Here is a 17105-nt window from a genome sequence, read left to right on the forward strand (position 1 = left end):
TTAGGTATGTTGACTCAATCTCTGATATGCTTTCGTGATAAAATTACTAAATTTTATCATCTTTGTACCTGTTATCATTATAATTTAATGTCAGCTTCGGTGCTTAGCCACCAACGGCGCTATAACGATATAATAAAACTACTATTGAGTGGACGTACGTATATGAATACCCTAGAAAAGGTCCAAAAAAGTCTTACCCATTTTAGTAAATCTGAACGTAAAGTAGCGGAAGTTATTCTTTCTTCACCGCAAACCGCAATTCATTCTAGTATAGCTACACTTGCCAAAATGGCAGATGTCAGTGAACCAACGGTAAACCGTTTTTGCCGTCGGCTTGATACTAAAGGCTTTCCAGACTTTAAGCTGCACCTTGCCCAAAGCCTCGCCAATGGTACGCCTTACGTAAGTCGTCACGTCGAAGAAGATGATACCCCTGACTCATATACCACAAAGATATTTGAGTCATCTATGGCATCGCTTGATACCGCGAGACAGAGCATAGATACCAGCGCGATTAATAAAGCCGTTGATGTTCTTACCCAGGCGAAAAAAATCTCCTTCTTTGGTCTTGGGGCATCGGCATCTGTTGCTCATGACGCTCAAAATAAATTTTTCCGCTTTAATGTTCCTGTCATATGCTTCGACGATGTTCTTATGCAACGTATGAGTTGCATAAACAGTAATGAAGGCGATGTAGTCGTACTTATTTCACATACTGGTAGAACTAAGTCACTAATAGATGTAGCAAAGTTGGCTAGAGAGAATGGCGCCGCAGTGATTGGTATTACGGCCCGTAACTCACCACTTTCAACCGTTTGTACACTGCCTGTAACAATGGAAGTCCCTGAAGACACCGATATGTACCTCCCTATGGCTTCACGTTTAGCTCAGTTGGTTATAATTGATGTGTTAGCAACAGGATTTACATTGAGACGAGGTCCTCGTTTCCGTGAGAACTTGAAGCGAGTAAAAGAAGTATTGAAAGAATCTAGAATAGACAAAGATCCCATTCTGTAAGTAGCTTTCGGCATGCTTTAGGACAGTTTAGTCAATGCTCGGCTGTCCTTTTTGGTTCATAATGTTGCAATAGGTCACAAAATTTAAAACTTGAGATAGATCATTATGTTCGTAACTTTACTACATTTATGGGTATTGTCTGTTAATATAGTGTCAGAATTTTTAAAACTTAACGGAGTATGTCATGTTCCGCAGAACCAAGATTGTAACAACTTTGGGCCCAGCCACTGATCGTGATGACAACCTACGCCGCATTATTATTGCCGGCGCTAACGTTGTTCGCTTGAACTTTTCTCACGGTGTACCAGAAGATCACAAAAAACGCGCAGCAGATACACGAGCTATTGCAAAAGAGCTTGGCGTACATGTTGCCGTACTAGGTGATCTACAAGGTCCTAAAATTCGCATTTCAACTTTTAAAGACAACAAAAAGGTACAGGTAACCCTAGGGCAAACTTATACTTTAGATGCTGATCTTGAAAAAGGTGAAGGCGACGAGAACCAAGTGGGTATCGATTATAAAGAGCTACCAAATGATGTCAGCTTAGGCGACATTCTAATGCTCGATGATGGTCGTGTTCAGCTGCGAGTTGAAAAAGTAGACGGTAATAAAGTTCACACTATTGTTACCGTTGCTGGTCCTTTATCTAATAATAAAGGCATCAACAAGCAAGGTGGTGGTTTATCCGCTGCTGCATTAACTGAAAAAGATAAACGCGATATCATCACAGCTGCAGAGATTAAAGTTGATTTTCTAGCAGTGTCTTTTCCACGTAGTGGTGCTGACCTCGATTATGCTCGTGCTTTAGCACTAGAAGCCGGTAGTAACGCGCTGATAGTGTCTAAAGTTGAGCGTGCTGAAGCCGTTGTTTCTGATGAAGCCATGGATGATGTCATCCTTGCATCAGATGTCGTGATGGTTGCACGTGGTGATTTGGGTGTTGAGATTGGTGATCCTGCACTTGTTGCGGTTCAAAAGAAACTAATTAGCCGCTCTCGCCAACTGAATAAGCCTGTTATTACTGCGACTCAAATGATGGAGTCAATGATAACAAGTCCTATGCCTACTCGTGCAGAAGTCATGGACGTTGCAAACGCAGTACTTGATGGTACTGACGCTGTAATGCTTTCTGCTGAAACCGCTGCTGGTGACTTCCCTGAAGAAACCGTTAAAGCAATGGCTGAAGTTTGTTTAGGTGCTGAGTTACACCCAAGTGTACAGGTATCAAAGCATAGACTTGATCAACAGTTCACTACGATTGAAGAGACTATTGCGCTTTCAACAATGTATGCTGCAAACCATCTAGGTGGAATTAAAGCCATTGTTGCATTGACTGAGTCTGGTGCTACACCGCAAATGATGTCTCGTATCAGTTCAGGGCTGCCTATTTTCGCGCTGTCACGTCACGAAGTCACTCTTGCTACAATGGCGCTTTACCGTGGTGTTCAACCTGTTTATTTCGACTCTACGGCTTATGCTCCTGAGTTTGTTGCTCAAAAAGCACTAGAAACGTTAGCAGCTGCCGGTTACCTAAAAAGTGGTGACATGGCAATGATGACTAAAGGCGACGCAATGGAAACCGTTGGTGGTACTAACACCAGCAAGGTTGTCATTGTCGCTTAGTTTATTGCTCGTTTGAGCCATACTAACGCGTCTTAATAAAATGCATGTCAGCTAATTACTGACATGCATTTTTTGTATCTACACTTAATATGCTTGTTCTCATTCGGTTTTAATTCCAGCATCTTTTCCTTAATGTGTTATTCCCTTAACGCATCAGTCTATAGCCCATTCAGTTTAGTCCTACTTCCCTCTGCTTCATTGGCATGACTTGTCACGGATAAATAGTCATCGGCAAGTTCATTTTGAATTCATACTGTTTTGTTGGCATAAAAAAATCCGTTGAACTTAATTCAACGGATTTTAATTTCAAAGCGTATACATATTTACTAACGAAATATCAATTCGTTATAAAGTGATTTATTGTGCCTAGCATCACTTTTACAATGCATCAAAGTCATCAACATTTATCGCTGCTAACCGTAATTGATTAGCCTCACTCAGCTGTAGATGCTCATCTTGATTAATGAGGTCAAGCTCAAGGGCTGAATCAAACAACGCTTGCGGCGCAAGTTTACGCGGTAAACCTCCCTCTCTTTGAGCCTGTTTTAATCGACTAAAGAGCACTTTGCACTCATGCTTTGCAATAAAAGCATTCTCAACATCAGCAATGCCACTATTGTCATCTTTAATGTTAGGACACAAAAATGTCAATCTATCGCGAGCAGGACCTGGGGTACTCATCGATTTAACCACTTCAATTGATAATTTATCATCAGGTTGGTTAAAGTGATTTCCCAGAGGGAAGATCATGACACGCAGTAGCGCTGCGACAATAGGGTTAGGGAAATTACGGATAGCTTCATCGAGCGCTTTCGCAGCCAAATGTAGTCTTGTCGCCATCACATGCTTAACCGTGGGTAAATCATCAAACTGACGACCATTATCTTCAAACAATTTTAATGTTGCAGATGCCAAATACAACTGACTGAGTACATCCCCCATTCTCGCACTCAACATCTCTTTACGTTTCAGCTCGCCGCCGAGCATCAACATAGACATATCTGTCATTATTGCCAATGCAGAAGATATCCGCGTCATACTCTTATAGTACTTCTTCGTTTCGCCACTCACTGGAGATGCTGCAAATATGCTTCCCGACAGGGCGTGGCTAAAAGCACGGAAGGCATTGCGGGCAGCGTAACCAATATGACCCGTTAATAGATCATCGAATCGTTCAAGCCCTGCACTTTTATCTTCCATACCAGCAGCTTCCATTTCAGCCAGCACATAAGGATGGCAACGTGTCGCTCCCTGGCCAAAAATCATTAAACTACGCGTAAGAATATTGGCACCTTCTACCGTAATAGAGATAGGAAGTGCAATATAGGCATTCCCTAAATAGTTTTTAGGTCCTAATTGGATACCTTTACCCGATTGAATGTCCATCGCATCATCAATCACCTGACGACCCAATTCGGTCATATGATATTTGGCGATTGCAGTCACAATTGAGGGTTTAACGTTGAGGTCAATACCCGTAGTCGTTAAGCGTCTGGCCGCTTCGAGCTGGTAAGTGTTACTAATGATCCGCGCCAAGGCTTCTTGTACACCTTCAAACTGACCGATTGGCATACCAAATTGTTGTCTTACTGCACTGTATGCAGTGGTCGTTTTAGTGGCCATATGCCCCAAAGCCGTTGACAGTGCAGGCAGTGAAATTCCGCGCCCAGCAGATAAACACTCAACCAGCATGCGCCAGCCGCGACCGGCGTATTGCGGCCCACCAATGATCCAGTCAAGTGGAATAAAGACCTCTTTCCCTTGAGTCGTACCATTCATAAAGGCTAAATGTAATGGATCATGACGACGGCCAATCTCGACACCGGGATGATCTGTTGGGATCAATGCACAAGTAATGCCTATATTCTTTTGCTCTCCAAGCAGTCCGTCTGGATCATGCATTTGAAACGCTAGCCCTAACACATCAGCGACGGGGGCAAGCGTTATGTAGCGTTTATTCCAAGTTAGCTTTAAGCCTAAGGTTTGTTCGCCATTAAACTCTTGGCGACAGACAATGCCAGTATCAGGAATTGCGCCAGCATCACTGCCAGCTTCCGGCCCTGTTAAAGCAAAGCAAGGGATCGCTTGTCCATCTGCAAGTTTAGGTAACCAAAAATCCTTTTGTTCAGTCGTACCGTAATGGGTTAATAGCTCTCCAGGACCTAATGAATTAGGCACCATGACGGTGACTGCAGCACTCACACTTCTGCTGGCAATTTTACTCACAATCGTTGAGTTTGCATAAGCAGAAAAGGCACGACCACCGTATTTCTTTGGAATGATCAGGGCAAAGAAGCCCTCTTTTTTAAAGTATTCCCAGAGCTCTGGCGGGAGATCTTTTCTATTGGTGACGATGTCATAATCGTCAATCATAGATAACGCAGTTTCAACTTGGTTATTTATAAAATCGTGTTCTTCAGACGTTAGCGTAGGTTTGCCGTAACTGTGTAAAGTTTGCCAGTTAGGTTTACCTTTAAAAAGCTCCCCCTCCCACCAAACATCGCCAGCTTCCATTGCTTCTTTTTCGGTGTCAGATAGAGGAGGCAGTACCTTCTTAAAGAAACTAAAAACAGGCCGCGTAACCAGTTGCATTCTAATGTTCTTCACACTAAAAACGACCACTACGCCGATAATCAAGAGTATTAATAACGTCATAAACATAATTTCTACATTGCATCCTTGTTCACAGGAACCGATACCCCCGCCGATAGATAAGGGATAACTTTTCGAATAACCGCTTCTATATCATTGTGTTCGCCAAAATCTGCTGCTGCAATCTCGGTTAATGCGTCAGCTGATGCCATCGTGAACACGACTGTACCTAAGGTGAAGTGTAAGCGCCAAAACATCTCTGCGGGAGGAATATGTGGGGTACTCTCGCTAACAGCTTTGACAAATAGGCTCAAATACTTGCCATAATGGGTGGTAATAAACCAGCGCAAATGGCCTTGGCTTTCTATATAGCCACGCCCTAAAAGTTGCAAAAAGGTCGTAGTGCCTTCAGATCTTAATTTGTTTAGCTCTAGTAATGGGTTAACCAAGCTTGAAAAGATATCATCTAGCGATGCATTCGCATCTGCAGAGCGCACCGCCACAATAGCATCTGCCGCCGCCGGCATAAAGACATCGAGATAACGTGCTAAAACCGCTCTTATCAACTCTTTTTTTGAGCCAAAATGGTAGTTTACCGATGCTAGGTTTACTTCAGCTTTACTGGTTATTAATCTAAGAGACGTTTCTGAAAAACCTCTCTCAGCAAATAGCTTTTCTGCTGCATCCAGTATTCTTGTTTTTGTATCGGAGCGATTTGCCATTCCGTTGCCTTTAGTCATTCAATTTAAAACACTCGTTTAAATTAAACACTCGCTTGCTTTTTGTCAAACAAAAACCCCGTTTACCTTACATATGTACACTATTTTATCCATCTAAGTCTCATCACTATCAATCAGCAACAAAATAAGTAAAATAAGCAACACAAAAATAACAAAGGATTTTGACAGATGAACATGACCTTTACTAAGGTTTCTAAGTTATCCGCTTTGATTGCCATTTCACTCGGCGCAACAGCATGTAATGAAACAGCAGCCGTCAGCACTCAAACTGTTGATAAAACCGTTGAAGCGCAACAGTTTATTGCAGATGCTGAAGCCCAAATGGCTGACTTATCGATAGAGATCAATCGTTCAGAGTGGATTTACAGTAACTTCATCACCGAAGACACAGCAGCCCTATCAGCGAGTGTCTCAGAAAAGTACACAGGTACATCTGTTAAGCTTGCGACTCAATCCGCTCAATACGCTGACCTACCACTGAACAATGCCGATAAAAGAAAGTTAAACATTTTGCGCAGTTCTATCGTTCTCCCTGCACCTTTAGATCCCGCAAAGAATACTGAGCTGGCTAACATCAGTGCCAAATTGAACGGTCTATACGGTAAGGGTAAATATTGCTTTGAAGATGGACGCTGTTTAACCCAGCCGGAGCTATCAGCGATTATGGCTGAGTCAAAAGACCCTGCTGAGTTACTTGAAGTTTGGCAAGGCTGGCGTGAAATAGCAAAACCAATGCGTCCGCTGTTTGAAAGAGAAGTGGAACTTGCAAACGAAGGTGCACAAGATCTTGGTTATGCAAATCTTTCTGAATTATGGCGCAGCCAATATGATATGAAACCTGACGCGTTTTCAAATGAATTAGACCGACTTTGGGGGCAAGTTAAGCCACTTTATGACTCCTTGCATTGTTATGTCCGTGGTGAGTTAAACGAACAGTATGGGGAATCTGTAGCGCCAGCATCTGGCCCAATACCCGCTCACCTTTTAGGTAACATGTGGGCACAAAGTTGGGGCAATGTTTATGATCAAGTTGCACCACAAGATGCTGATCCTGGCTACGACGTCACAGAGCTACTAGCAAAACATAATTACGATGAAGTAAAGATGGTAAAACAAGCCGAAAGCTTTTTTACCTCGTTAGGTTTTGATGAGTTACCCGATACCTTTTGGGAACGCTCTCTATTTGTTCAACCTGAAGATCGTGACGTTGTTTGCCATGCCTCAGCCTGGGATCTGGATAACCTCGACGATATACGTATAAAAATGTGTATTCAAAAAACAGCCGAAGACTTTACGGTTATTCACCACGAACTGGGACACAATTTCTATCAGCGCGCTTACAAAGAACAGCCATTTATCTTTAAAAACAGCGCAAACGATGGCTTCCATGAAGCCATCGGTGACACGATAGCGCTGTCCATCACACCAAATTACTTAAAACAAATTGGTTTACTCGACGAAGTCCCTGATGCATCAAAGGATATCGGTTTACTCCTAAAGCAAGCGTTAGATAAAGTTGCTTTTCTGCCATTCGGATTAATGATCGATCAATGGCGTTGGAAAGTATTTAGTGGCGAGATCACACCTGAGCAATATAACCAAGCGTGGTGGGATTTACGCGAAAAGTATCAAGGTGTCAAAGCGCCTATCGCGCGTACTGAAAATGACTTTGACCCCGGCGCTAAATACCACGTGCCAGGAAATGTGCCTTACACACGCTATTTCTTAGCCCATATACTTCAATTCCAGTTCCATAAATCACTCTGTGAAATTGCAGGCGATACCGGACCCGTTCACCGTTGCAGTATATATGGCAATAAAGAAGCCGGTGCTAAGCTTAATACCATGCTCGAGATGGGACAAAGCAAACCTTGGCCAGAAGCGTTAGAGGCGGTGACAGGCACTAAAGAGATGGATGCCAAAGCGGTACTTGATTATTTTGCGCCACTGCAAACATGGTTAGATCAACAAAACAAAACGGCTAATCGTCAATGCGGTTGGTAAAACTGAAGTCTCGTTAACATACTCGTCTTAACCGAGTGTCTAAAAAGCCATTTTTCTTTAGGGGAAGAATGGCTTTTTTATTTTTTGTTATTGATCAATTCATCAGTCTAAAGCCTTAGTACTCCTTTACTCAAATCTACCTAACTTTGCTTCTCTGAGTTATATCTAAGCCGACAACCTAGTGATTACAGTACTTTTGATTCATTACACTACCGGATGGTTTAGAAAAAAGGGCATATAAAGGGCCTGAACCACACTAGTAACGCTGATAACGCGGCTATTATTCAAGCTTAGCTCTCATTAATCCTTTGTTAAACCGACTCTTTAATATTTATACTTCAATAGTAATGCTTTATAGACCCCGTTATTTTTCTCGTTGTATCCCATGAAAAGTATCAGGCGAGCCGTTATAGACCCGCTTTTATATCTTACTCATTACCCAAACTCCTCGAAATGCAGCATTTGGCCTGTTGATAAGTGACAGAGTTCAAACTCGTCAATTGCTCCAGCATGTTGAAGTAGTCTGGGTATAGCCTTTAAAAATACGCCGAAGAGTCGACTTTGTGGCTTAAATAATAACCAAACCGCTATTTTTACACATCTTGTAAAGATCTAATTCTTTAGTTCAATTAAGGTGTCTATTATAGTGATACTAGGAATTATTTTTTTGAAGTAATACATGTTTAAAAAAGCAGCAAATCGTTTGGCGTTAACAGTATGTCTGTACCTCGCCGCTATGCATTTAGCCTTCGCTAATGATAACGAAGCGTTAAACGAACTTTATACTCATTTTAACGAAGCATTTAACGAATTGGATATCAGTAGGATCCAATCAATTTATTCGGAAGATGCCTGCTATATCCCTGAAAGCCAAGGCGAAGAAATCACGCTTGGGCGAGACAATATTGTTGCGCTTTATAAAACCTTTTTTGGCAAGATAAAACATAAAAATGCCAAAATTGAAGTGGACTTCAGAGTGATCGAAAGAAACCTTGAAGGCACCAGTGCAACGGATATCGGCTACTATCTTATTCGTTTTCACCCTTCAATCGATGCTGGTGAGCCTGTTAGCGAATTTGCGGGGAAATTTGTCACAGTGTCTCAAAAGAAAGAGAACGGCAAATGGTACTTAACTGTAGACACTAATAATCGTGCTGAAGCCTCGTTTTATTTTAATGCGAAACCCACTTCAAACCTTTATTATGGACGTCAATTTTCAGCACTAAACAGCAATGTAAAACCCAAAACTCATGATGAACCAGAACATTGATCCAGAGAGTCCCTGCCCTTGCTGCTCAAGTAAGACCTATAGTCACTGTTGCCAACCACTGCATTTAGGTGTCAAAGCAGCACTAAGCCCTGAACAGCTTATGCGTTCACGTTTTTGTGCTTTTTATTTGGGGCACTTTTCTTACCTCATAGACACTCACCATAAAAACTACCGATTGGGCCTAACACAGCAAGCATTAAGTGATGGCCCGCAACCTAATTGGTTAACGTTGGATATTATTTCGTTTTCAGAAATGGGTCACCAAGGTAAAGTTAGCTTCCAAGCTTGGTTTCTCGACAACGACAAGCTGGATGCAATACATGAATGTTCAGATTTTATAAAAGAAGACGGTCGTTGGTATTACACTGAGGGCCTACAACAAGATCCTGTGTATCCCAAACGAAATGCGTTGTGTGTCTGCGGTAGCGGGAAAAAGTTTAAGCAGTGCTGCTTATAACCGCTTCAAAATTAGGATGTTAATAATGGGGACATTTAGAGCGAAATATGGTCACACAGCCTGGAAATAAAGAGGACTTAATGTACCACGGTAGATTCTGCTAAAAATTCGCCAAACTCAGAGACTCTTAACGCTGGGCTGTATAAAAAGCCTTGTGCTTGGTGACAATGGTGTTCAGCTAAGAAAAGCTCCTGTTCTTTTGTCTCAACACCTTCTGCAGTAAGAGAAATATTTAGCGCTGACGCCATTGCAATAATCGCACTAACGATTTCTCGGCTTTCGTGGCTGACGCTTAGATCCGAGATAAATGAGCGGTCGATCTTAAGCTTACTAATGGGGAACTGTTTCAAATAGCGCATTGAACTGTAGCCGGTACCAAAATCGTCTATGGCTAAACCGACACCCAGCTCTGCTAACTCATTGCATAGATTGGTGGCTAAACGGATATCTTCCATCAATTCTGTCTCTGTAATTTCCAGAATTAAACTCTGTGGAGTCAACTTATAACGGCCAATGAGTTCCCAAACTTGCTCAAACAACGTCCCGCTAAAAAACTGTCTCGCAGAGACATTAACGTGCATTGAAATATCTATTTGACGATGCTGCCATAAATTTAGTTGTTTACATGCCGCTTCTAAAACCCATGCCCCTATATCGGTGATAAGCCCCGTTTGTTCTGCAATATCAATGAAAGCCCCTGGATACAACACGCCTTTTTTAGGGTGATGCCATCGAATAAGGGCTTCTGCACCAATGTAAGTTTTTTTCTTCAAATCTTTTAACGGTTGATAGTAAAGTTCAAACTGGCGACCTTTTATCGCTACTGCTAAATCTCTCTCTATTTCAGCATCCTCTTTAAATGCATTGAGTAATGCAGAGTTAAAGACTTGAATTGCATCACCTTGCTTATTTTTTGCATACTGCAAAGCAATATCAGCGCAAGTGAGTGCCGGAAAAAGCTGTTCAATCGACGCTATATCAACAGAGGCTAAGGCGGGTTTGGGCTCTATCTGCTCGGTACCGATACTGACAGGGAGTTCTACTTGACGATATAGACGTTCAATTAGGGCGTTAATAACGTTAACATCACACGAATCAGCGATTAGCACAGCAAACTCATCACTGCCAATACGCGCTATCTCTGCAATATGGTTAATATCGGCGAAGTGTCGAATTCGCCTAGCGACTTCAATCAGCATCAAATCGCCATTAGCATGGCCATAAGTATCATTAAAGCGTTTGAAGCCACGCAGATCGATCAGTACTAGGTGACCCTCTTTTGCCTTATCTAACACGCGGCCAAAATGAGTACGATTAAATAAGCCGGTTAAAGTGCAACGCCACGCCAACCTTTCTAATTCGCTCTGATGAAGGTGCTGTTCGGTACAGTTGTCCGCATTAATTAACGCAAAGTGATTGCCTCGTTCTGAGATAAAGCGCTTTACGCTGAGCCGAACCCAATAATCGGAACCATCACGACGAACAAGTCTAATTTCCTCTTCAGAGCTTTCTCCTGCCCGCGCTTTTGCAAGCACACTCTCTGCTTTTTCGGGGAACTGTTTAAAAAACTCTAGCACCTGAACTGGACGCCCAATGATTTGATCGTTGGGGATGTGAGTCAGCTCAAAATGGGCATGATTGACGTATTCGATACAGGCAGTCGAAAGGTTCACCACCATCATGATCTGGTCAGACTGCTCGGTTGCAGACAAAAATAGCTTTAAGCGCTCATCTTTATCATAAGAGTATTGGGTTGCCAATGTGAGCGCGAGTTGGTCGGCGACTTGGGAGGCTAATTGGATCTCTGAGTCTTGCCAGGCAGGAGTCTCGGTATCACGCTCTAAGCTCAATACACCTTCTAAGTGACCATTGATCCTTATTGCGACTTCTAAAGCGGCTTTGACGTCGTGTTGCTGATAATAGCCATTGAGTTCTATAAGACGGCAATCTTCCACACAGTTGTCGGAAGCAACATGTCTGTTCACTCTAAGTTCTTCAACAAAGATAGGGCAAGCTAATGGTTGAGGACGAGATTGGAGTGCAACGTTTAGCGCAATAACGGGTTCGGTGTATACCGTTTCTAACGTATTAGTGAGTTCACTTAAACCAGAAATAACAACACGAGAAACATCGAGTTGTTCAAAAAGTAACTCAGTCGACATTTTAGCCGTGGCGTGAAAGTCGCCGACTTGCTTTGCCTCTGAGTTAACAATCTGTTCTAAAAGTTTCTGGTATCTATGTTTCTTCACTCGATATCCTAAAGCACGGCAAACAAAAGGTTCACCAAATGGTCGGAGAAATTAGCTTCATACTTGCGACTAATTTTTATAGCAAAGAAGATACCGAAAAACAGTGATACCAGCAAGACATACCGTTATTGCTTACAAACTATTCTCTAATTGAAAAATCATCTTTTCTGCACTAAATGAGAAGGTTAGTACCAAATTAACATCGTTACCCGTTATTGTTATTTCGCTGCCAACGTCAACAAAACGCTTGGTCGCTTTCTCTGCAACGACTTTAGCAGCATCTTCGCTAGAAAACGCTAACTCTAATACTGTGTCATGTTCATCGATCACCGCACCAACGTCAACAAAGCTACCACAATCATTACACGTGTCATTAACGAGATCAGATTGTGCCTTTTGAATATTTTTCATGTTAAGCCTCTTTCCTACACAAGATATATGTTGAGATTATATCTCAGCTTAACGTGCGACAAAGGGATCATTCTCAAACTTGAGCAATTAATTCGCTCATTTGACGTTGCATAACCAGTTGGTCAACAAAATGGTTGAGTTTTACAGGGTGTTCCATGGATATGTTTTGGTGACGAAGACGAGTGTTAAGCTCACAGTTTGCAATAACCTCTTCCATCTCTAGCGGTTCTTTACGCCGAATAACCAACGCTTCTTCATGAATAGCATTGGCTAATCTGAACGAGGTGGTGCCACCGTTTTGGAATGAAGCACAGTTATTGGTAATATGAGTGTCACTGTTAAGTAGGTTTATCAGCGGCTGGCTTTCGCCTAAGTTGAATTTCGCGCGTAAATCCACCTGTTTAAACTCAGGCGTTTGGAACTGTGCCATATCGCTAGCATCGGCAGATAGCAAAGAAAGCAATAAAGCAAACTCACCACGACGATTCGACTCGACTGCACAGTTAAGACGTGAGCCTAACTGTAATTCATTAACTAAAGGGTTAACTGCTTGCATAACACTCGATTAGCATAAAAAAAAACCTACAAAACAACCTGTTGATAGTTAATCGACCACTTAACCAAATACTTTAGACATTATTTCAAATTTAAGCTTTACACAGGAAAAAAATCTGACTACTATTGCCGCCGCAATTGAGGAGGGGTTCCCGAGTGGCCAAAGGGATCAGACTGTAAATCTGACGGCTCAGCCTTCGAAGGTTCGAATCCTTCTCCCTCCACCATTTGCGCACAATTAGTTAGTAGAAAGATATTCGTGGAGGGGTTCCCGAGTGGCCAAAGGGATCAGACTGTAAATCTGACGGCTCAGCCTTCGAAGGTTCGAATCCTTCTCCCTCCACCATTTCTATTTACGATTTGTGTTAAGTGTTAAGTGTTAAGTGTTAAGTGTTAAGTGTTAAGTGTTAAGTGTTAAGTGTTAAGTGTTAACCACAGTAGGCCAATATTGTGGGCAAGATTAAAGTAAAATGTGGAGGGGTTCCCGAGTGGCCAAAGGGATCAGACTGTAAATCTGACGGCTCAGCCTTCGAAGGTTCGAATCCTTCTCCCTCCACCACTTTACTTTAAAATATATAAGAGTTAAGAGTTAAGAGTTAAGAGTTAAGAGTTAACCACAGTAGGCCAATATTGTGGACAGAAAGAAAGTAAGAAAAATGTGGAGGGGTTCCCGAGTGGCCAAAGGGATCAGACTGTAAATCTGACGGCTCAGCCTTCGAAGGTTCGAATCCTTCTCCCTCCACCACTTCTTACTTCTCTAGCCAAAGATCAAATTCATTTATTCCTATCGATATCCATCTCATAATTTAAAATCATCATAGTTGTAAAAACAAGGTTAATCATTAGCTTACTTAAAGTTGCCAAACCTCATTTCTGATTATTATCTACCGTTTCTACTACCAATCCCTGATCAATTTCACTATGATTTAGCTTTATAATTACCAGCTAAGGCCTTAACGTGACCAATTATTGGGTAAATCAAGCCATCGAGAAAATTGAGGCTGACTTTCAGCGAAGTGCTGACACTCATCTCATCAAACTTGAAACCCCGAGTTTGAGCGGAATAGATATTTATCTGAAAGATGAAAGTACCCACCCAACTGGTAGTTTAAAGCACCGCCTCGCCCGCTCTCTTTTTCTTTACGCTTTATGCAATGGCTGGATAAAAGAGAACACCACGGTGATAGAATCATCTTCAGGTAGTACTGCGGTATCAGAAGCCTACTTTGCCCGTTTACTTGGACTGCCCTTTATCGCAGTCATGCCAAGTAGTACTGCTAAGACAAAAATTCAGCAAATAGAATTTTACGGAGGGCAATGCCATTTCGTCGATCACTCAAGTAAAATCTATGCCGAATCAGAACGACTAGCACAAGAGCTTGATGGCCATTATATGGACCAGTTTACTTACGCAGAGCGTGCAACTGATTGGCGCGGCAACAATAACATTGCCAACGCTATTTTTAACCAGATGGAAAAAGAACAACATTCTATTCCTACTTGGATAGTCATGAGCCCTGGCACGGGTGGCACCTCGGCAACGATAGGACGCTATATCCGCTACCAACGGTTAGCCACTAAACTTTGTGTCGTCGATCCTGAAAACTCAGTTTTCTTCGACTATTTCAATCATGGCGATAAAAAAATCACTTGTGTTAACGGCAGTAAGATAGAAGGTATCGGCCGCCCAAGAGTTGAACCCTCTTTCATCCCAGGTGTGGTTGATGAGATGCGTAAAATCCCGGATCCTGCATCGATAGCGACCATCTATTGGTTGGAAAGTATCATTGGTCGCAAAACGGGTCCATCAACAGGCACCAACCTTTATGGTGTATTGCAGTTAGCCTCTGAAATGGCTAAGAAGGGACAAACAGGTTCTATCGTCACTCTGATCTGTGACTCTGGTGAACGCTACCTAGATACTTATTATAGTCCTGAGTGGGTGCAAGCTAACATTGGTGATTTAACGCCTTATAATGACGCTCTGAAGCAATTTAGTCAGACTAGTGTGCTAGATTGTCCCTCTAAAATTTAGTCTTTAAACAAGATCTAAAAAGCCCTCGTGAAACCACTCTCACCAGGGCTTTTTGCTATCTTTTTATTAGTATATTAATCACTAATCAATATTTAAGTATTTATGTGTCTGTATCGATAAACGCCAATTACGCTCAATACAGGTTTTCATCGCCAGTTCAGTTGCTCTTGGCTTTTGGCTGATAGGTTGCAGGCAAATGGTTTTACCTTCAACGCCGATATTAGCCAACAATTGGTCGAGCTCTTCAATGTGGTTGTTGGTCGCAACAGGGTGTTTTATCTCATTAGCGCGCTTTAGCGCCTGCTCTAAGACCTTATAACCGCCTTTCATATTCACTTTAGGTGAAACTGTCACCCAAGTATCGCTGTCGCATAAAACGTCAAATGTGCCACTGGTTTCTATCTGTGTTTGATAACCTTGCTGGTGCAGGTATTCGGTCAATTCGACTAAGTTATACAGGCATGGCTCGCCACCCGTGATCACAATGTGCTTCGCAGTAAAGCCTTTCTGTTTAAACGCATTGACAAGCTGTTCACTTGAAAGCTCAGACCAGCGGCCTATTGTACCGTCAACTTGGATCACTAATTCAGGCTTAACCCGATTATCTTCCACTAACTCCCACGTATGTTTGGTATCACACCATGCGCAGCCAACGGGACAACCTTGAAGCCTTACAAAGATAGCAGGCACACCAGTAAAATAGCCCTCGCCTTGTATTGTTTCAAACACTTCATTGACTGGATAGTTCATCTAATTTACCTCGTGATTAGCAGGGCGGCATTTATAGAGGATTTTTAACCGAGTCGCAAGTAGTTTAAAAGCAATCGATGCTGCGTTAAACTGTCGGTTCTCATTATAAATATAAATTGAAGTCTCATTATGTCCAAAGCTGTTGTCGTTTTTAGTGGTGGTCAAGATTCTACTACCTGCCTTATTCAAGCACTCACCCAATATGATGAAGTCCACACTGTGACCTTTGATTATGGTCAGCGGCACAGTCAAGAGATAGAAATAGCAAAAACTTTATCTAAACAGTTGGGAGCCGTAAGCCATAAATTACTCGACGTTGGAATACTCAATGACCTAACTGTCAGTGCATTGACTCGTGATATACCGATCGAAGAAAACAAAGATAGTAATTCAATCCCAAATACTTTTGTTCCTGGTCGCAATATTCTATTTCTCACTCTTGCGGGGATCTATGCCTATCAGCTTGATGCTGACGTCATTATTACTGGCGTATGCGAGACAGACTTCTCTGGTTATCCTGATTGTAGAAATGAATTTATCAAATCAATGCAAACAGCATTGATGCAGGGAATGGATAGACAATTGGAGATCAGCACGCCTTTAATGTGGCTTGATAAAGCCGAAACTTGGGCTCTCGCTGACAAATACGATAGTCTAGAGTTAGTTCGCCAGCAAACCTTAACCTGCTATAACGGCCTTAAAGGTGATGGCTGTGGTACCTGCCCTGCGTGTTTATTACGTCAACGCGGCTTAGATGAATATTTAGCAAACCCAAAAGATATTCAAGCGCAATTAGCGGTTAAATGCACCAAATAACGACAATGGTAAAAAGCCCTTACGCCGTGGCTGCCATTATTAGCATCATTTGCATTGCTCTTTTTTATTTAGGCTTAGATGATCTTTTAGCCTATCGGCGTGATCTGATTTTTGATGGCCAGTGGTGGCGATTGTTAACCGGGAACTTTCTTCACACCAACGCCTGGCATTTGTTCATGAACTTGGCCGGTTTATGGGTGATACTGTTATTACATGAGCAACATTACCGCGCCAGATCGCTCGCGGTCATCATCATCGTCGTCGCTTTAAGTTTAATGCAAGGTGTTGGGCTGTTACTGTTTTTTCCTGAGACTAAAGGCTATGTCGGCCTCAGTGGCATGCTGCACGGATTATTTGTTTATGGTGCAGTGCTTGATATCACTAAAGGATTGAAAACAGGTTACTTGCTTACACTAGGGGTGATTTTAAAAGTTATCTATGAACAAACATACGGTGCCAGTAGCGAAGTAACAGCGCTTATCGGCGCGAGAGTGGCAACTGAAGCACATTTTGTCGGGCTTGTTAGCGGCTTTATCTGTTTAGGCTCAGTATATGCCGTCAGGAAGTTAAAAAAATAGGGACTAG

The 17105-nt window shown here is 42.3% G+C and carries 14 protein-coding genes and 4 tRNA genes; 12 read left to right on the forward strand and 6 right to left on the reverse strand.

Going from position 1 to position 17105, the window contains the following annotated elements:
* The first annotated feature begins 162 nt into the window (after nucleotides 1-162).
* Together L2729_RS14540 and pyk are read left to right on the forward strand one after the other, a co-directional pair.
* Nucleotides 163-1017, forward strand: a complete 855-nt coding sequence (locus L2729_RS14540) for a MurR/RpiR family transcriptional regulator (RefSeq protein ID WP_248988917.1) — start codon at nucleotides 163-165, stop codon at nucleotides 1015-1017.
* Between the two features lie 184 nt (nucleotides 1018-1201).
* Nucleotides 1202-2641: a pyruvate kinase gene (pyk, locus tag L2729_RS14545; RefSeq protein WP_248988918.1), complete on the forward strand. Its 1440-nt coding sequence runs from the start codon at nucleotides 1202-1204 to the stop codon at nucleotides 2639-2641.
* Between the two features lie 378 nt (nucleotides 2642-3019).
* Here the strand turns inward: pyk and L2729_RS14550 are convergent, their stop codons facing one another.
* Both L2729_RS14550 and psrA read right to left on the reverse strand, forming a co-directional pair.
* On the reverse strand, nucleotides 3020-5296 hold the full coding sequence (locus tag L2729_RS14550; RefSeq protein WP_248988919.1) for an acyl-CoA dehydrogenase: 2277 nt from the start codon (nucleotides 5294-5296) through the stop codon (nucleotides 3020-3022).
* Nucleotides 5297-5307: 11 nt separating this feature from the next.
* Nucleotides 5308-5955 carry a TetR family transcriptional repressor PsrA gene (gene psrA, locus L2729_RS14555; protein WP_248988920.1) on the reverse strand — a complete coding sequence of 216 codons (648 nt, stop codon included), beginning with the start codon at nucleotides 5953-5955 and terminating at the stop codon, nucleotides 5308-5310.
* Nucleotides 5956-6141: 186 nt separating this feature from the next.
* Between psrA and L2729_RS14560 the strand changes: the two genes are divergently transcribed.
* From L2729_RS14560 to L2729_RS14570, 3 genes are all read left to right on the forward strand, one after another.
* The gene (locus L2729_RS14560) at nucleotides 6142-7977 is read left to right on the forward strand and encodes a M2 family metallopeptidase (RefSeq protein ID WP_248988921.1); all 1836 of its coding nucleotides are present in this window, start codon (nucleotides 6142-6144) and stop codon (nucleotides 7975-7977) included.
* Between the two features lie 679 nt (nucleotides 7978-8656).
* Nucleotides 8657-9247, forward strand: a complete 591-nt coding sequence (locus L2729_RS14565) for a YybH family protein (RefSeq protein ID WP_248988922.1) — start codon at nucleotides 8657-8659, stop codon at nucleotides 9245-9247.
* Nucleotides 9243-9704, forward strand: a complete 462-nt coding sequence (locus L2729_RS14570) for a YchJ family protein (protein ID WP_428848253.1) — start codon at nucleotides 9243-9245, stop codon at nucleotides 9702-9704. The genes L2729_RS14565 and L2729_RS14570 overlap by 5 nt, the downstream gene beginning before the upstream one ends.
* Before the next feature lie 77 nt (nucleotides 9705-9781).
* Here L2729_RS14570 and L2729_RS14575 read toward each other — a convergent pair whose 3' ends face one another.
* The 3 genes from L2729_RS14575 to L2729_RS14585 all read right to left on the reverse strand — a co-directional run bounded on the left by L2729_RS14575 (nucleotide 9782) and on the right by L2729_RS14585 (nucleotide 12920).
* The gene (locus L2729_RS14575) at nucleotides 9782-11953 is read right to left on the reverse strand and encodes a sensor domain-containing phosphodiesterase (RefSeq protein WP_248988924.1); all 2172 of its coding nucleotides are present in this window, start codon (nucleotides 11951-11953) and stop codon (nucleotides 9782-9784) included.
* A 132-nt stretch (nucleotides 11954-12085) separates the two neighbouring features.
* Complete coding sequence (locus L2729_RS14580; protein ID WP_248988925.1) at nucleotides 12086-12364, reverse strand: DUF406 family protein; 279 nt, start codon at nucleotides 12362-12364, stop codon at nucleotides 12086-12088.
* Nucleotides 12365-12437: 73 nt separating this feature from the next.
* Nucleotides 12438-12920 carry a VC2046/SO_2500 family protein gene (locus tag L2729_RS14585; protein ID WP_248988926.1) on the reverse strand — a complete coding sequence of 161 codons (483 nt, stop codon included), beginning with the start codon at nucleotides 12918-12920 and terminating at the stop codon, nucleotides 12438-12440.
* Nucleotides 12921-13061: 141 nt separating this feature from the next.
* Here L2729_RS14585 and L2729_RS14590 point away from each other — a divergent pair.
* From L2729_RS14590 to L2729_RS14610, 5 genes are all read left to right on the forward strand, one after another.
* Nucleotides 13062-13146, forward strand: a tRNA-Tyr gene (locus L2729_RS14590).
* Nucleotides 13147-13180: 34 nt separating this feature from the next.
* Nucleotides 13181-13265 (forward strand) — tRNA-Tyr (locus L2729_RS14595).
* A 128-nt stretch (nucleotides 13266-13393) separates the two neighbouring features.
* A tRNA-Tyr gene (locus L2729_RS14600) sits at nucleotides 13394-13478 on the forward strand.
* Between the two features lie 101 nt (nucleotides 13479-13579).
* Nucleotides 13580-13664: transfer RNA gene (locus L2729_RS14605), tRNA-Tyr, on the forward strand.
* Between the two features lie 213 nt (nucleotides 13665-13877).
* The gene (locus tag L2729_RS14610; RefSeq protein WP_248988927.1) at nucleotides 13878-14954 is read left to right on the forward strand and encodes a PLP-dependent cysteine synthase family protein; all 1077 of its coding nucleotides are present in this window, start codon (nucleotides 13878-13880) and stop codon (nucleotides 14952-14954) included.
* A gap of 81 nt (nucleotides 14955-15035) precedes the next feature.
* On the opposite strand, the gene queE is transcribed toward L2729_RS14610, so the two are convergent.
* The gene (queE, locus tag L2729_RS14615) at nucleotides 15036-15704 is read right to left on the reverse strand and encodes a 7-carboxy-7-deazaguanine synthase QueE (RefSeq protein WP_248988928.1); all 669 of its coding nucleotides are present in this window, start codon (nucleotides 15702-15704) and stop codon (nucleotides 15036-15038) included.
* Nucleotides 15705-15833: 129 nt separating this feature from the next.
* On the opposite strand from queE, the gene queC reads away from it, so the two are divergent.
* On the forward strand, nucleotides 15834-16520 hold the full coding sequence (gene queC, locus L2729_RS14620) for a 7-cyano-7-deazaguanine synthase QueC (protein WP_248988929.1): 687 nt from the start codon (nucleotides 15834-15836) through the stop codon (nucleotides 16518-16520).
* Nucleotides 16521-16525: 5 nt separating this feature from the next.
* Complete coding sequence (gene rrtA, locus L2729_RS14625) at nucleotides 16526-17098, forward strand: rhombosortase (RefSeq protein ID WP_248988930.1); 573 nt, start codon at nucleotides 16526-16528, stop codon at nucleotides 17096-17098.
* Nucleotides 17099-17105 lie beyond the last annotated feature (7 nt).

It is taken from the genome of Shewanella gelidimarina, assembly GCF_023283945.1.
GTDB classification, from domain to species: Bacteria; Pseudomonadota; Gammaproteobacteria; order Enterobacterales; family Shewanellaceae; genus Shewanella; species Shewanella gelidimarina.

What these genes read in the sequence shown, in the direction of transcription:
- L2729_RS14585 (WP_248988926.1), bottom strand. Translation starts at nt 12,920, where the DNA reads ATGCAAGCAGTTAACCCTTTAGTTAATGAATTACAGTTAGGCTCACGT.
- L2729_RS14580 (WP_248988925.1), bottom strand. Translation starts at nt 12,364, where the DNA reads ATGAAAAATATTCAAAAGGCACAATCTGATCTCGTTAATGACACGTGT.
- pyk (WP_248988918.1), top strand. Translation starts at nt 1,202, where the DNA reads ATGTTCCGCAGAACCAAGATTGTAACAACTTTGGGCCCAGCCACTGAT.
- L2729_RS14550 (WP_248988919.1), bottom strand. Translation starts at nt 5,296, where the DNA reads ATGACGTTATTAATACTCTTGATTATCGGCGTAGTGGTCGTTTTTAGT.
- rrtA (WP_248988930.1), top strand. Translation starts at nt 16,526, where the DNA reads ATGGTAAAAAGCCCTTACGCCGTGGCTGCCATTATTAGCATCATTTGC.
- L2729_RS14560 (WP_248988921.1), top strand. Translation starts at nt 6,142, where the DNA reads ATGAACATGACCTTTACTAAGGTTTCTAAGTTATCCGCTTTGATTGCC.
- queC (WP_248988929.1), top strand. Translation starts at nt 15,834, where the DNA reads ATGTCCAAAGCTGTTGTCGTTTTTAGTGGTGGTCAAGATTCTACTACC.
- L2729_RS14565 (WP_248988922.1), top strand. Translation starts at nt 8,657, where the DNA reads ATGTTTAAAAAAGCAGCAAATCGTTTGGCGTTAACAGTATGTCTGTAC.
- L2729_RS14540 (WP_248988917.1), top strand. Translation starts at nt 163, where the DNA reads ATGAATACCCTAGAAAAGGTCCAAAAAAGTCTTACCCATTTTAGTAAA.
- queE (WP_248988928.1), bottom strand. Translation starts at nt 15,704, where the DNA reads ATGAACTATCCAGTCAATGAAGTGTTTGAAACAATACAAGGCGAGGGC.
- psrA (WP_248988920.1), bottom strand. Translation starts at nt 5,955, where the DNA reads ATGGCAAATCGCTCCGATACAAAAACAAGAATACTGGATGCAGCAGAA.